The sequence below is a fragment of the Hyunsoonleella sp. 2307UL5-6 genome (genome assembly GCF_047345485.1).
Classification (GTDB): Bacteria; Bacteroidota; Bacteroidia; order Flavobacteriales; family Flavobacteriaceae; genus Jejuia.
The window spans coordinates 557,175-571,479 of sequence record NZ_JBLFEN010000002.1 but is presented as its reverse complement, the minus strand read 5'-3'; the positions used below and the strand labels follow the sequence as shown (position 1 = coordinate 571,479).

Sequence of the window (14,305 nt, the reverse complement as noted above, 5' to 3'; positions counted from 1 at the left end):
TAGTAAAACAGGTTAGTTACTTTTTTTAACTACAAAAAGACCGCGATTAATATCACTAATTACAATGTTTCCGCTTTCAAAGAATGGGTATACATTCCAAGCACCATCAAAAGCGGTAGCGTTATCTTCGGGGTAAGTATCAAAAAAACCAACTTCTGTATAGGATTTATTATCTATGTTGCTGATATCTAAAATTCGAAATCCAGCTCTATAGCTAGCTTGAAAGTACCTGTTGTCTTTAATATAACCATTATGATCTACAGAAGGATTATTTGCCAAATAATCGAAATGGTTTAAAGGATTATCTAGATCAGAAAAATCAAAAGTGATAATTCTAGTGTTATTCCCCACGCGTACTTCATCAAGCTCATCGCCCAAAATAAAATAACGCATATCCTCTGTAAACCATCCTTGGTGTGCATACCTTAAGTTTGGGTATGTTATTGTTGAAATTTTTACAGGATTTGCTTTATCAGTAACATCAGCAATAACAACTTCATTTTCATTACTACCAATTAAAATTTCTCTACCAGTATAATCTGCATCTGGCCCATTGTAAGTTACTACTTGCGCATCATGAGAATAATTGCCTTCTGAAAATCCGCCTTCTATTATTGGGTTTTTTGGGTCTTGTATATTTATAAAAATAGGACCACCTGCAAAGGTAGAATTTCTATTACCGCCAACAGCATAGGCGTAACCACTTTCTTCATTTATTACAACATTATGAGCTCTTCCTATCTCGGTAAGTCTAACATCAACTGAAAATACTTCTGGAGGATTAGTAACTGTTCGTAATCGTGTTAAATCAAAAATTTGTAAGCCATGACTGTCTTCGCCTGTAACATTATCTGCTACAATAAACGCATGGTTTTTGTATACTTTTATATCACGCCAAGGGCTTATAATTGTAGCTGTAGGGATGTTTCCTAAGTAAATAGGTGAATTGGTGTTAGATATATCAACAAATACAGTGCTTCTATCTGTACCTACAATAGCATATTCCTTTCCTGTGTCAGGGTCAGTCCATCCCCAAGAATCATTAACTGCTTCTACATTAAATGTAGATAAGGGTATATGAAACATTAAATCGTAATCGTTACATGGATAAATATCGGCAAAACCATTAATACATGCAGCAAATGGATTGATTGTAGATGTATCACATACATCTCCAATACCATCATTATCTCCGTCCTCTTGGTTTGGATTTGGTGTGTTTATACAATTATCTAAATTATCAATTACACCATCGTTATCTGTATCTGTTATATTAACACGTTCTACAGGTTCGATATTACATGAAAATATAAGTGTGTAAATTACTAAAACTAAGGATGACCCTTTAGTAAGTTTTTTAAAAATTCGCATAAGCAACTATTTTTCTTTTTCAATGCTACAATTAAACGAGGTGTATGTATTTATTATTGCAACGTTTATTCAAAGCCCAACAAATTTAACGTATTAAAATTAAATGGATTAATTGATTAATTTAATTAAAAAGCCTTCTTATTTTTGCAGTATGATAAAAGATAAAAATCAATCGCGAACCGATTTAAACAATTTAGGTGAATTTGCTTTGATAGCGCATTTAACCAAGCATTTTAAAATTACTAATACATCTACAATTAAAGGTATTGGTGATGATGCTGCGGTTTTGAGTTTTAAAAATAAACAAATAGTGGTCACTACAGATTTGTTGGTTGAAGGTGTACATTTCGATTTGAGTTACGTGCCATTAAAGCATTTAGGTTATAAAGCAGTTATGGTAAATTTATCTGATGTATATGCTATGAATGCAAAAGCTTCACAAATTACGATTTCTATAGCAGTGTCTAATAGGTTTCCATTAGAAGCTTTAGAGGAACTATATGCAGGAATTGAGACTGCAGCAAGTTTGTATAATATTGATGTAATAGGTGGAGATACTACATCGTCTACCACAGGATTATTAATTTCTATTACTGCAATAGGTGAAGTAGCTAAAAATGATATTGTGTATAGAGATGGAGCAAAACCTAATGATTTATTGGTAGTTTCTGGCGATTTGGGAGGCGCCTACATGGGATTACAAATTTTAGAGCGTGAAAAAGAAGTTTATAAAGTTAATCCTAATAATCAACCAGATTTGGAGCCTTATACATACATTGTTGAGCGTCAATTAAAGCCAGAAGCCCGTAAAGATATTATTAAATTATTGAAAGATTTAAATGTAAAACCAACTGCGATGATAGATGTTAGTGATGGGCTTTCATCTGAAATATTACATATTTGTACGAGTAGTAAAGTAGGGTGTGATGTTTATGAAAATAAAATACCATTAGATCCTCAAGTAATTTCTACCTGTGAAGAGTTTAATATAGATAGTACAACTGTTGCTTTAAATGGAGGAGAAGATTATGAATTATTATTTACTATAGCTCAAGAAGACTTTTCTAAAATAAAAGCTAATCCTAATTTATCAATAATAGGCCATATTACTGATGCATCTTCAGGTACACATTTAGTTACTAGAGCTAATACTAAAATTGAATTGAAAGCACAAGGTTGGAAGAACTTTAGTGCGTAAAAACTAATAAGCCTTTTGTAGGTTGCGGTGTTTTTAGTCTAATTCTATTCTTTTTTAGGTGTATGCGTTCTAAAACGTCATTAATTTCTTTAAACTTAGGTGTAAGCTCTATTAAGTTCCCTTTACTATTTGTGGTAAGTTCTTTTTTGCAATTACAACATGTGTATTCTTTAACATGATAAGTTACATTACGCGACACTTTATAGTTGTGTCCAAATACTTTACAATGTATGTGTTTCATTTATTCGCATATTAATAGTTTTAAAAGAAGGGATTGTGAAAGTATTAAAAACGAGTTAAAAATGTTCTCAAAATGTTAATAAATCGACGAAGCGATGGTTTTTTTCTTTGAACGATTCATTCTTGTTTGGTGAATACGTGCTAAAATTGAATTAATCTCCTTAAATTTTGGAGTTAGTTCAACTAATTCTCCGTTACTACTTGTAGTTAATTGTTTTTTACAATGAGAGCATGTATACTCTTTTACATGGCGAGTTACTCTTTTAGTAATTTGATAGTTATGACCAAAAATATTGCAATACATTTTGGGAATAAAGGCATTAGTGTAATGAGCTTTGTTTGACATAGGTTAACTTTTAAGTTAGATTTGGGACTCTAAAATAGTAAATAATAGAAAAAAACCGTTGTAAAGTTAAATTATTCGATAAAATACATTATTTTGTGTAGTAATTCTTCCTTATTTTCTATGTAGCTCATATGTCCATCAGGAAATAGTACAATTTCAATATTAGTATTATAAGTTTCATTTACTACTGTATTATAATCTAAAACAGGGTCTTCTTTTCCTAAAATAATCATTTTTTTAAATGTATAATTTCTAAAATAAGAAGTATTATTTTTCCTGATTTTCATACCTTCCAATGCTGCAATTATTCCTTGCAGTGGAGTTTTTAAAGCTTCTTGCTTTATTGCCTTGATTTCTTCTGAAAAAACGCTATGATTTTCAGAATTAAATAAATTTGTAATTGCTATTTTAATAAATGTCTTGTGATTTTCTTTAACCGCTTTGATAGCTCTATCTCTATTTAGCTTTTTTTCCGTTGTATCAGCTCTTGCTGTAGAGTTTATCAAACATAAACCCTCAATGTTGTTTTGGTGTTTTTTTGCCAAAGCTAAAGCTACATAACCACCCATTGAGTGACCTAAAACATAGAATTTTTTAATTTTAAGATGGTCTAAAACTGTATATACAGCATCTGCCATTTTATCCATAGTGTTAATGTAGCCTAGGCAACCTGTTTTGCCGTGTCCTAATAAATCTATACAAATCACTCTATTTTTTTGTGATATCGTCGGGATAAATACACTCCAAATACTACTATTTTCTAAAAAACCATGAAGTAATACTACTGCAACTCCATTTCCAGTGTCTGTGTAAAAAACAGGGATGCCCTTGTGCTCTAAAACCATAATTAATTTATCTTAGGCAAATATAAAATCAAAGTATGAATAACACTAAGAAAACACTTGTATTTGGGTTTGCTTTATTTGCTGGTTTTTTTGGTGCAGGAAACTTAATTTTACCTCCTTTTTTAGGTTTTAATGCAGGACCTGATTGGTGGTTAGTAGCTATAGGGTTTTTGATTTCTACTTCAATAATTCCTCTATTAGCTATTTTGGCTCATGCTAAATTACAAGGCTCTATGTTTGATTTTGGAAAAAAAGTATCTCCACTTTTTAGTACTGTATTTTTTTTTTGTATGTTGCTTATTACTATAGCTTTACCTTGTCCTAGAACAGCAGCAGTAGCTCATGAAATTGCAATAGCTCCCTTTTTTGGTACTAGCGCGTTATCAACCAGTATTATTTATTTTTTATTGGTGTTTCTTTTTGTTATTAACAGATCTAGTGTTTTAACAATAATAGGCAAATATTTAACTCCAATTATTGTTTTCTTACTATTAACAATTATAGGTTTAGGGATTGCTTATCCCGTTACTGAAATAAGCCCTTCAAGCTATAAATACCCAGTAATAAGTGGGTTGTTAGAGGGGTATCAAACATACGATGCTATGGCTGGCGTTATTATGGGAGGTGTTGTACTAGTATCGTTAAACCGTTCTAGTAGCGTGATGTCTTTTGATGAAAAAAAGAAGATGATTATAAAATCTGGATTAATTGCAATGGCAGGTTTGTGTGTTATTTATGTCGGATTAATATCCGTCGGGGCCTTTTATAATTCAGAATTCGATTCAAGTGTTTCTAGAATAGAAGTTTTGTCTGGTCTGGCTACAAAAACATTAGGTAATTTTGGCGCTATATCTTTAAGTGTTTTGGTAGCTTTAGCATGTTTTACAACAGCAGTAGCAATCATAGTAAGTGTAGCAGATTTTTTTAAAACATATTTTAACAAAAATAATTATACTTACACAGTAACAGCTGTAGTATGCTGTTTAGTAGGTGTGGTAATGGGGCAAATGGATGTTAAATATATCATAGATATTGCACTTCCGGCACTTATGTTTATTTACCCTTTGTGTATTGTATTAATTTTATTAAACGTACTTCCAGATAAATTTGCTTCACCTTTAGTGTTTAAATGGGTCGTATTTGTAGCCTTTATTTTTAGTATTCCCGATGTTTTAGGGTTTGTAATTTCTACAGAAAAAATAATTGGGATTACATCCAAAATTCCATTAGCTAATGAAAATTTAGGATGGTTATTACCAGCAACTATTTCATTTATAGTCACTAATGTGTATGAAAAATTAAGCTAAGATTTCACTTTTTTGATCGCAGAAAATGCCTTGTCAACAAATTCATCTTCTACTAATATGGTAAATTCATTTGTGGTAGATAATACTTCGTATAATACTACACCTTCCCAGGCTAATCGTTTAAAAAAATGGTAATATAAACCTGCGATTTTAGAGTTATCTTGAGGTAAATTAATACTAATAGCCGAGAGTTGTTCTTGGATAGCAATAAAATATTCTTGCTTTAAATGTTCCTTTACAAAATCATTTAAGCTGCTAGACACTATAATATTACTTTCATGGATACCTCTGGTAAATGTATAAAACAGTTTGTCTTCTTGGTTTATTCGCTCAAGTATTTTAGCGTGATTATCTATAAGCGTGGTAGAATTTTTTACTGTAAAATCTGTTAAATTAGAGCGTACCGTAATATCTCCAAGGTTTTGAATAACACGTTTCATTTTTAAAGTGTTACCTAAAGCTGGTGGAGGATTGTAACGGCGTAATGCCATCATTATTGCTCCAGGTTTTACCTCTTTTTTTAACATTTTGCTAATGGGTTCTGTAAGTTCTACAGCAAGTGCACTGTAATTAATAATTTGTCTAGTTAATGCCTCTTCTAAGTAAGGTTGAGTAATAAGAATATCTTCTACACAGTTAGATACAGTCTTCATGTTAATTATTTAACAATTTGTGCAAAAATAAACTTTTTTTTAAATAAATATGCCCTATTTATAGATGTGTTCTACTTTTGCAATTCAAAATTGTAAAAATGAAAGTATTAAAATTTGGAGGAACATCGGTTGGATCAGTAGAAAATATGGCGAATGTGAAGGAGATAATTAATGATGGTGAAAGTAAGATTGTGGTGCTTTCTGCGATGTCTGGCACCACCAATAATTTAGTTGAAATTGCTAATAATATAAAAGCGTCTCATCCAAAAAAAGCATTAGAGATTATTAATGATCTGAGTCAAAAATATACTGTAGTTATAGATAAACTTTTGCAAAATGAGAGATTAAATACTAGTACAAAAAACTACATATCTAAACGTTTTAATTTCTTAATTGAATGCACTGATAAATTATTTTCGCAAGTTTTAGAAAATGAGATTTTAGCTCAAGGCGAGCTTATGTCTACATTTATGTTTAATGCGTATTTAAAAGAGCAAGGCATAAGTTCAGTAGTATTGCCTGCATTAGATTTTATGCGTATAGACAAAAACAAAGAGCCTTCGTTTGCGTATATAACTAAAAACATAAATAGTATTTTAAATGCAGTTGATACCGCACAAATATATATAACACAAGGTTTTATTTGTTTAGATGATACTGATAAGGTATCCAACTTACAACGTGGTGGTAGTGATTATACTGCCACTATTATTGGAGCAGCTATAAAAGCTGAAGAAGTGCAGATTTGGACAGACATTGATGGGATGCATAATAACGACCCAAGATTTGTAGAAGGTACTAAACCAATTTCAGATTTATCGTTTGACGAAGCTGCGGAGTTAGCATACTTTGGTGCTAAAATTTTACACCCTCAAACAGTGTTGCCAGTTAGAGAAGATGGTATTCCTGTAAGGTTAAAAAACACAATGGATCCACAAGCGAAAGGCACATCTATAACAAGCAGTCATTTTGAAACTGGTATAAAAGCAATCGCTGCAAAAGATAATATTACAGCTATTAAAATTAAATCGGGTAGAATGCTTCAAGCTCATGGCTTTCTAAAGAAAGTATTTGAGATTTTTGAGACGTATAAAACATCAATTGATATGATTACTACCTCTGAGGTAGCAGTGTCATTAACCATTGATGATGATAGTAGTTTAGATAAAATAATATCTGAACTAAAAACTTTTGCTAGCATAGAGGTGGATAAAAATCAAAGCATTATATGTTTAGTAGGGCATTCCATTGTTAATCATGAAGGTACATATAGATTATTTAAAATTCTAAAAGATGTGAAGGTGAGAATGATATCTTATGGTGGTAGTAATAATAATATCTCATTGCTAGTTGACACCAAAAATAAAATACCAACACTTCAAAAATTAAACAATTATTTATTTGAATTGGTAAGTTTATAACAAAATTAGTTTTGTTTAAAAAGGATAATTTATTTTTTAATTATGCATTAAACTCTCAATATGATCAACCTCTATTGGAATATTTTTCATGAGATTTATTGGCGCTCCTGTTTTTTGAATAACAATATCATCTTCTAAACGAATACCAAAACCTTCATTTGGGATATAAATTCCAGGCTCAACCGTAAATACCATGTTTGGTTGCATGGGCTCAGTTAAAATACCATAATCGTGGGTATCTAATCCCATGTGATGACTTGTGCCATGCATAAAGTATTTTTTGTAAGCTGGCCAGTCGGGGTTTTCATTTTGTATATCTGCCTTATCCAGTAGTCCTAAATTTAAAAGCTGAGACGTCATTATCTTACCAACTTCAATATGATATTCTGCCCATAGCGTTCCTGGAACTAACATTTTTGTAGCCTCATTTTTCACATGCAAAACTGCATTATAAACAGCTTTTTGTCTTTCAGAAAAACGCCCAGAAACAGGAATAGTTCGAGTCATATCACTAGCGTAGTTTGCATATTCAGCACCAACATCCATTAAAATTAATTCTCCAGCGTCGCACCTCTGATTATTCTCAATATAATGTAAAACATTAGCATTCTTACCTGATGCTATAATTGGCGTATACGCAAATCCTTTAGAACGATTTTTTATAAATTCATGTATGTACTCCGCTTCAATTTCATATTCTGTAACACCGGGTTTCACAAAGTTTAAAACACGCTTAAATCCTTTTTCAGTAATATCACAAGCTTTTTGTATTAAATCAATCTCAGTAAGCTCTTTAACTGAGCGTAATCGTTGTAAAATAGGATTACTTTTTGCAACAGCATGCGCTGGGTATTTGTTTTTAAGCCATTTGGTAAAACGATCTTCTCGTGTTTCTACTTCAACATTTGCTCTGTAATGCTCGTTGGTATTTATATATACAATATCACATTGCGTCATAATCTCAAACATCACCTTTTCTAAGTCTGTAAGCCAGTAAACTGTTTTAATACCGCTAATTTCAAAAGCTTTTTCTTTGGTTAGTTTTTCACCTTCCCAAATAGCTATATGGGCGTTAGTTTCTTTTAAAAAAAGAATTTCACGATGTTTCTCAATTGGGCAATCAGGGAAAATAACTAAAATACTTTCTTCTTGATCTACTCCGCTTAAATAAAAAATATCACGATGTTGTTCAAAAGGTAAAGTGCTATCAGCGCTTATGGGGTAAATGTCGTTTGAATTAAAAACAGCTAGACTATTCGGCATCATGTTTGAAGCAAATTTAAGCCTATTTCCTACAAATAAATCACTTTTTATCGGATTATATTTCATTTTATCGATAATTTAATTGAAGCATGACGTAAAAGTATGTTATTATTTGCTATATTTGACCGTTCCCTAATCATAATTATCAAATATTTAACCTTCAAATAAAATGAGAAATATTTCTATTACAAGCTTAAAATTCACTTTAGTATTGTGTTTTATTCTAAATTTAGGTTTGTCAGCACAAGTGCTTATTAAAAAAATACCTTTAGAGACTCAAATTAAAAACTCTAATTTAGTTGTAGAGGGTAAAGTTGTTGAAAAAAAATCGACTTGGGACGATAAACATGAGCTTATTTATACAATTAATACTATAGAAGTTTATAAAGTTTTTAAAGGCAGCCCTGTTTCTACCGTTGAAGTTATTACAATTGGTGGAACCGTAGGTATGCAAGCACTAGTAGCGTATCCTAGTTTAAAATTACGAAAAGGTGATATTGGTGTTTTTATTTTAGAAAACAATGCTACTTCTTTTTCCAAAACAGTGAGTTCAAAACATAAAAAATTTAAACCTCATGGTATAACTCAAGGTTTTTTTAAGTATAATTTAGTTGAAGATTTAGCTGTTACACCATTTGTAAAAAAGCAAAATATTTCTAGTAATTTTTATAATGAAATCCAGAGATATTCAAATTCAAATTATGTAGAGATAAAAGTATTTAATACTGAAAAAAAATCAAGAAAAAGTGATAATGGTAAGCTGTTTTTGCCGCCTAGTGCATTAGCCCTTAATAAAACAACTGTTACAGCAGGAACTGGAGATTTGCTAACTATTACGGGAACAGATTTTGGTACAGCCCCTGGTACAGTAAGTTTTAGAGATGCCGATAATGGAGGATCATCTTTTATTAACGCTTTAGATTCTCAAATTATAAGTTGGTCTGATACTCAAATAGAGGTTGAGGTACCTTCAGGAGCTGGAACTGGAACTATAAGGGTTCAAGATGCAAATGGAGATGTTTCTCCACTTTCTGAAACGTTAACAGTTTTATATGCAGAGATCAACGTTGAGACAGATCCTGATGGCAATGATCCAATTCCTCTTACAGCGTATCAAGTACAACACGTTGGGCAAAACTCTAGTGGCGGTATGACTTGGAGAATGCAAACCGATTTTTTTAATGACACAGAATTTCCTGGTGCAAAAGCAGCATTTATGAGATCTTTTGATAAATGGGTATGTGAAACAGGTATTAATTGGGAAGTAGCAGCTACAGCAACTACAATAGATACAGCAGGAAGTGGAACCGATGGTACCAATGTGATTAGATTTGATAATGGAAATGAATTAAATGCAAATACACTAGGGATATGTTACTCTTGGTTTGGTGGGTGTTTCGCTGGTGGAGGAACTATAGAATGGTTTGTGTCAGAATTAGATCTTGTTTTTAATGATAATGCAAATTGGCATACAGGGGTTGGGTCTCCTCCTTTTAGTCAGTTTGATTTTGAAAGTATAGCTTTACACGAATTAGGTCACGGACACCAATTAGGTCATATTATTGATCCAAACAATAACGCCGTTGGTGATGATGCTGAAGATGTTATGCACTTTGCGTTTTCCAACGGTGAAAGGCAAAGGGCTATAAGTGCAAATAATAGTACTGCAGCAAATGATATACAAGATAGAAGTACAGGATCAAGTGTTTGTGGCGAGTCTATCATGGTTGATGCAGCTTGTACTTTAAGTATAGGAGATTCAATTCTGGATAATAGCCTAAGTATTTATCCTAACCCTGCAACTAATAAATTATCTATAAAGAATTCATCCCATCTTGATCTAAAAAGCGCTACGCTTTATGATGTAAGCGGACGTCAAATTATTGAATTTGATATTTCTAATGGGTCAAAACTAAAAATCATAAATCTTGAGACTGTATCAAGTGGTGTTTACTTTATAAAAATAGCATCGGATGATGCTTCTGTTACAAGAAAACTTGTAATAGAATAAATAAGCTTTCAAATAAATAAAAAGAAAAGGCATTCTAAAATTTTAGAATGCCTTTTCTTTTTTTCGCCATAAGGGTTTTATTAAAAATCATTCTAAATAATAAAACAAAACCGCTGTTATTTGTCTAATACTGCTACCTTAGCTACCTTTGTTTATATAAATTTATACACACAAATGGGCGGATTTTTTAAATCTTCGATTGGAAGAAAAGTAGCCATGGCGCTTTCTGCATTCTTCTTAATGTTTTTTTTACTACAACATTTAGCAATTAATTTATTATCTGTATTTAGTCCAGATACTTTCAACGAGGTGTCTCATTTTATGGGTACAAATCCAGTTGTACAATTTGCATTACAACCAGTACTTATTTTTGCTGTAGTTTTTCATTTTATTATGGGATTCATTTTAGAATTGAAGAACAAAAAAGCCAATGGTGGTTCTTATGTAAAAAATAATGGTGCTGCTAATTCAACTTGGTTTAGCAGAAACATGATATATAGTGGCTTAGTAGTTTTAGCATTTATAGTATTACATTTTATAGATTTCTGGTTCCCAGAAATAAATACAAAATACATTGTTGGAGATATGTCTGGTTTGCATAACGGTGAGTTTAGATATTATCATGAACTTGTTGAGAAATTTCATAATCCTATTAGAGTAGCAGCTTATGTTATCTCATTTATCTTATTAGGGTTGCACCTAGCACATGGTTTTACATCTGCGTTTCAATCTGTAGGTTCAACAGCAGGACGTAAAAAAATATTACAAAATATAGGTAAAGCATATTCAATTCTAATCCCTTTAGGTTTTGTTGCAATTGCGCTTTTTCATCATTTAACACATAACCATTAATCTTAAATAGTATGGCTTTAGATTCAAAAGTACCAGAAGGTGCATTAAAAGATAAGTGGACAGATTATAAAAATAAAATTAACCTAGTTAATCCTGCTAATAAACGTCACATAGATGTTATTGTAGTTGGTACAGGTTTAGCAGGTGGTTCTGCAGCTGCTACGTTGGCAGAATTAGGATATAATGTAAAAGCATTTGCTTACCAAGATTCACCACGTCGTGCGCATTCTATTGCAGCACAAGGTGGTATTAATGCAGCAAAAAACTATCAAGGTGATGGTGACTCAACATATCGATTGTTTTACGATACCGTAAAAGGTGGCGATTACCGTTCGCGAGAAGCTAACGTATATCGTTTAGCTGAGGTGTCTACAAATATTATTGATCAATGTGTGGCTCAAGGTGTGCCTTTTGCTAGAGATTATGGTGGTTTATTAGATAATCGTTCGTTTGGAGGTGTTTTAGTATCTAGAACATTTTATGCGAAAGGACAAACAGGGCAACAATTATTATTAGGGGCGTATTCAGCAATGAATCGTCAAATAGCTCGTGGTAAAATTGAGATGTTTAACCGTCACGAAATGCTAGATGTTGTTGTTGTAGATGGTAAAGCTAGAGGTATTATTGCACGAAACTTAGTTACAGGTGAAATTGAGCGCCATTCAGCGCATGCCGTTGTAGTAGGCTCAGGTGGTTATGGTAATGTATATTTCTTATCAACAAATGCCATGGGTAGTAATGTTACTGCGGCGTGGAAAATTCATAAAAAGGGTGCGTATTTCGCAAACCCTTGTTACACCCAAATTCACCCAACGTGTATCCCGCGTTCTGGAGATTATCAGTCTAAATTAACATTGATGTCTGAGTCTTTAAGAAATGACGGACGTATATGGGTGCCAGCAAAGTTAGAAGATGCAAAAGCTATTAGAGAAGGTAAGAAGCGGCCAACAGATTTATCTGAAGATGAAAGAGATTATTATTTAGAACGTCGCTATCCTGCATTTGGAAATTTAGTACCTCGTGATGTGGCATCAAGAGCTGCAAAAGAAAGATGTGATGAAGGTTATGGTGTTAATGCAACAGGAGAAGCTGTGTATTTAGATTTTGCTGCTTCGTTTGAGCGTTATGGTGAAGAACAAGCTAAAATTCAAAATTTAGTAAATCCTTCAAAAGAAAAAATAATTGAATTAGGTCAAGCTATTGTAAAAGCTAAATATGGTAACCTATTTCAAATGTATGAGAAAATCGTAGATGAAAACCCTTATGAAACACCAATGATGATTTATCCAGCTGTACATTATACTATGGGAGGCGTTTGGGTAGATTATAATTTAATGACTACTATTCCTGGATGTTATGCTATTGGTGAAGCTAATTTTTCTGACCATGGTGCTAACAGGCTTGGTGCATCTGCTTTAATGCAAGGTTTAGCCGATGGTTATTTCGTGTTGCCTTATACTATTGGAGATTATCTTTCAGATGATATTCGAACTGGTAAAATTTCAACAGATACTAAAGAATTTGAAGATGCTGAAAAGGCAGTGACAGAACGCATAGACTTCTTTGTAAACAACAAAGGATCTAAATCTGTTGATTATTTCCATAAAAAACTAGGTAAAATTATGTGGGATAAATGTGGAATGTCTAGAAACGAAGAAGGCTTAAAACAAGCTATTAAAGAAATATCAGAGTTAAGAGCAGAGTTTTGGAAAGAGGTTTCTGTACCTGGAGAGGCTAATGAATTTAATGAGCAACTTGCAAAAGCAGGACGTGTAGCGGACTTTTTAGAGCTAGGTGAATTGTTTGCTAAAGATGCCTTGGTAAGAGAAGAATCTGCTGGAGGGCACTTTAGAGAAGAACACCAAACTCCAGAAGGTGAAGCAAAACGAATAAAAGAATTTCAATTTGTATCGGCTTGGGAATATAAAGGAGAGCCTAAAGATGCAGTCTTACATAAAGAAGCATTGGCATACGAGAATATAGAAGTAAAAGAAAGAAGTTACAAATAAAAAAGACGCTATGAATTTAACACTTAAAATTTGGAGACAAAAAGACTCAAATACCAAGGGTCAGATGGTCGATTATAACGTAACTGAAATTTCAGAACACATGTCCTTTTTAGAGATGATGGATGTTTTGAATGAAGAATTAATAACTAAAGGTGAAGATCCTGTAGCATTCGATCACGATTGTCGCGAGGGTATCTGTGGCATGTGCTCTATGTATATAAACGGAGAAGCTCATGGCCCAGATAGAGGTATTACTACTTGCCAATTGCACATGCGTATGTTTAATGATGGCGACACTATTACTATAGAACCTTGGCGAGCAGCAGCATTTCCAATAGTAAAAGATTTGGCTGTAGACAGAAGTGCTTTTGATCGTATACAACATGCTGGTGGTTATATTTCTGTAAATACATCAGGAAACACACAAGATGCAAACGCAATTCCTATTTCTAAGCATGCTGCAGATGAAGCTATGGATGCAGCAACATGTATCGGTTGTGGTGCTTGTGTAGCCACTTGTAAAAACTCAAGTGCAATGCTATTTGTTGGTGCCAAAGTGTCTCAATATGCTTTATTACCACAAGGACAAGTAGAAGCTGCAGATCGTGTAAAAAACATGGTAGCCCAAATGGATTTAGAAGGTTTTGGAAACTGTACCAATACTGGAGCTTGCGAGGTAGAATGCCCTAAAGGCATTTCTTTAGATAACATCGCGAGAATGAATAGAGAACTAATGAAAGCTTCAGTTTAAAACATATAAAAGGCTAGGGTATAAAAGCTCTGGCTTTT

The 14,305-nt window shown here is 32.7% G+C and carries 13 protein-coding genes; 7 read left to right on the top strand and 6 right to left on the bottom strand.

Annotation, left to right across the window (positions count from 1 at the left end; translation table 11 throughout):
- Positions 1-12: 12 nt before the first annotated feature.
- Positions 13-1,371 carry a choice-of-anchor B family protein gene (locus ACKGJY_RS05995; protein ID WP_413972952.1) on the bottom strand — a complete coding sequence of 453 codons (1,359 nt, stop codon included), beginning with the start codon at positions 1,369-1,371 and terminating at the stop codon, positions 13-15.
- Between the two features lie 151 nt (positions 1,372-1,522).
- Between ACKGJY_RS05995 and thiL the strand changes: the two genes are divergently transcribed.
- Positions 1,523-2,569 carry a thiamine-phosphate kinase gene (gene thiL / locus ACKGJY_RS05990; protein WP_413972951.1) on the top strand — a complete coding sequence of 349 codons (1,047 nt, stop codon included), beginning with the start codon at positions 1,523-1,525 and terminating at the stop codon, positions 2,567-2,569.
- Here the strand turns inward: thiL and ACKGJY_RS05985 are convergent.
- From ACKGJY_RS05985 to ACKGJY_RS05975, 3 genes are all read right to left on the bottom strand, one after another.
- On the bottom strand, positions 2,559-2,810 hold the full coding sequence (locus ACKGJY_RS05985) for a hypothetical protein (protein ID WP_413972950.1): 252 nt from the start codon (positions 2,808-2,810) through the stop codon (positions 2,559-2,561). The genes thiL and ACKGJY_RS05985 overlap by 11 nt on opposite strands.
- Positions 2,811-2,885: 75 nt before the next feature.
- The gene (locus ACKGJY_RS05980) at positions 2,886-3,155 is read right to left on the bottom strand and encodes a hypothetical protein (RefSeq protein WP_413972949.1); all 270 of its coding nucleotides are present in this window, start codon (positions 3,153-3,155) and stop codon (positions 2,886-2,888) included.
- 71 nt (positions 3,156-3,226) lie between these two features.
- Positions 3,227-4,000 carry an alpha/beta fold hydrolase gene (locus ACKGJY_RS05975; protein ID WP_413972948.1) on the bottom strand — a complete coding sequence of 258 codons (774 nt, stop codon included), beginning with the start codon at positions 3,998-4,000 and terminating at the stop codon, positions 3,227-3,229.
- Positions 4,001-4,035: 35 nt separating this feature from the next.
- Here ACKGJY_RS05975 and brnQ point away from each other — a divergent pair, with 35 nt between their 5' ends.
- Positions 4,036-5,307 (top strand): branched-chain amino acid transport system II carrier protein, encoded by a 1,272-nt coding sequence (brnQ, locus tag ACKGJY_RS05970; protein WP_413972947.1) that lies wholly within the window; start codon positions 4,036-4,038, stop codon positions 5,305-5,307.
- Here the strand turns inward: brnQ and ACKGJY_RS05965 are convergent.
- The gene (locus ACKGJY_RS05965) at positions 5,304-5,960 is read right to left on the bottom strand and encodes a hypothetical protein (RefSeq protein ID WP_413972946.1); all 657 of its coding nucleotides are present in this window, start codon (positions 5,958-5,960) and stop codon (positions 5,304-5,306) included. The two genes, brnQ and ACKGJY_RS05965, sit on opposite strands and share 4 nt — an antisense overlap.
- A 98-nt stretch (positions 5,961-6,058) precedes the next feature.
- On the opposite strand from ACKGJY_RS05965, the gene ACKGJY_RS05960 reads away from it, so the two are divergent.
- Positions 6,059-7,381: an aspartate kinase gene (locus ACKGJY_RS05960; RefSeq protein ID WP_413972945.1), complete on the top strand. Its 1,323-nt coding sequence runs from the start codon at positions 6,059-6,061 to the stop codon at positions 7,379-7,381.
- Between the two features lie 36 nt (positions 7,382-7,417).
- Here the strand turns inward: ACKGJY_RS05960 and ACKGJY_RS05955 are convergent, their stop codons facing one another.
- Positions 7,418-8,710: an aminopeptidase P family protein gene (locus ACKGJY_RS05955; protein WP_413972944.1), complete on the bottom strand. Its 1,293-nt coding sequence runs from the start codon at positions 8,708-8,710 to the stop codon at positions 7,418-7,420.
- Between the two features lie 103 nt (positions 8,711-8,813).
- Between ACKGJY_RS05955 and ACKGJY_RS05950 the strand changes: the two genes are divergently transcribed.
- From ACKGJY_RS05950 to ACKGJY_RS05935, 4 genes are all read left to right on the top strand, one after another.
- Positions 8,814-10,655 (top strand): T9SS type A sorting domain-containing protein, encoded by a 1,842-nt coding sequence (locus tag ACKGJY_RS05950; RefSeq protein ID WP_413972943.1) that lies wholly within the window; start codon positions 8,814-8,816, stop codon positions 10,653-10,655.
- A 174-nt stretch (positions 10,656-10,829) separates the two neighbouring features.
- Complete coding sequence (locus ACKGJY_RS05945) at positions 10,830-11,507, top strand: succinate dehydrogenase cytochrome b subunit (RefSeq protein ID WP_413973001.1); 678 nt, start codon at positions 10,830-10,832, stop codon at positions 11,505-11,507.
- A gap of 11 nt (positions 11,508-11,518) precedes the next feature.
- Entirely contained in the window at positions 11,519-13,516 is a 1,998-nt protein-coding gene (locus tag ACKGJY_RS05940; RefSeq protein ID WP_413972942.1) for a fumarate reductase/succinate dehydrogenase flavoprotein subunit, read from the top strand.
- Positions 13,517-13,526: 10 nt separating this feature from the next.
- On the top strand, positions 13,527-14,267 hold the full coding sequence (locus ACKGJY_RS05935) for a succinate dehydrogenase/fumarate reductase iron-sulfur subunit (RefSeq protein WP_413972941.1): 741 nt from the start codon (positions 13,527-13,529) through the stop codon (positions 14,265-14,267).
- Positions 14,268-14,305 lie beyond the last annotated feature (38 nt).

Excerpts from the sequence above, each read along its gene's own strand:
- ACKGJY_RS05995 (WP_413972952.1), bottom strand. The coding sequence starts at position 1,371 with ATGCGAATTTTTAAAAAACTTACTAAAGGGTCATCCTTAGTTTTAGTA.
- thiL (WP_413972951.1), top strand. The coding sequence starts at position 1,523 with ATGATAAAAGATAAAAATCAATCGCGAACCGATTTAAACAATTTAGGT.
- ACKGJY_RS05985 (WP_413972950.1), bottom strand. The coding sequence starts at position 2,810 with ATGAAACACATACATTGTAAAGTATTTGGACACAACTATAAAGTGTCG.
- ACKGJY_RS05980 (WP_413972949.1), bottom strand. The coding sequence starts at position 3,155 with ATGTCAAACAAAGCTCATTACACTAATGCCTTTATTCCCAAAATGTAT.
- ACKGJY_RS05975 (WP_413972948.1), bottom strand. The coding sequence starts at position 4,000 with ATGGTTTTAGAGCACAAGGGCATCCCTGTTTTTTACACAGACACTGGA.
- brnQ (WP_413972947.1), top strand. The coding sequence starts at position 4,036 with ATGAATAACACTAAGAAAACACTTGTATTTGGGTTTGCTTTATTTGCT.
- ACKGJY_RS05965 (WP_413972946.1), bottom strand. The coding sequence starts at position 5,960 with ATGAAGACTGTATCTAACTGTGTAGAAGATATTCTTATTACTCAACCT.
- ACKGJY_RS05960 (WP_413972945.1), top strand. The coding sequence starts at position 6,059 with ATGAAAGTATTAAAATTTGGAGGAACATCGGTTGGATCAGTAGAAAAT.
- ACKGJY_RS05955 (WP_413972944.1), bottom strand. The coding sequence starts at position 8,710 with ATGAAATATAATCCGATAAAAAGTGATTTATTTGTAGGAAATAGGCTT.
- ACKGJY_RS05950 (WP_413972943.1), top strand. The coding sequence starts at position 8,814 with ATGAGAAATATTTCTATTACAAGCTTAAAATTCACTTTAGTATTGTGT.
- ACKGJY_RS05945 (WP_413973001.1), top strand. The coding sequence starts at position 10,830 with ATGGGCGGATTTTTTAAATCTTCGATTGGAAGAAAAGTAGCCATGGCG.
- ACKGJY_RS05940 (WP_413972942.1), top strand. The coding sequence starts at position 11,519 with ATGGCTTTAGATTCAAAAGTACCAGAAGGTGCATTAAAAGATAAGTGG.
- ACKGJY_RS05935 (WP_413972941.1), top strand. The coding sequence starts at position 13,527 with ATGAATTTAACACTTAAAATTTGGAGACAAAAAGACTCAAATACCAAG.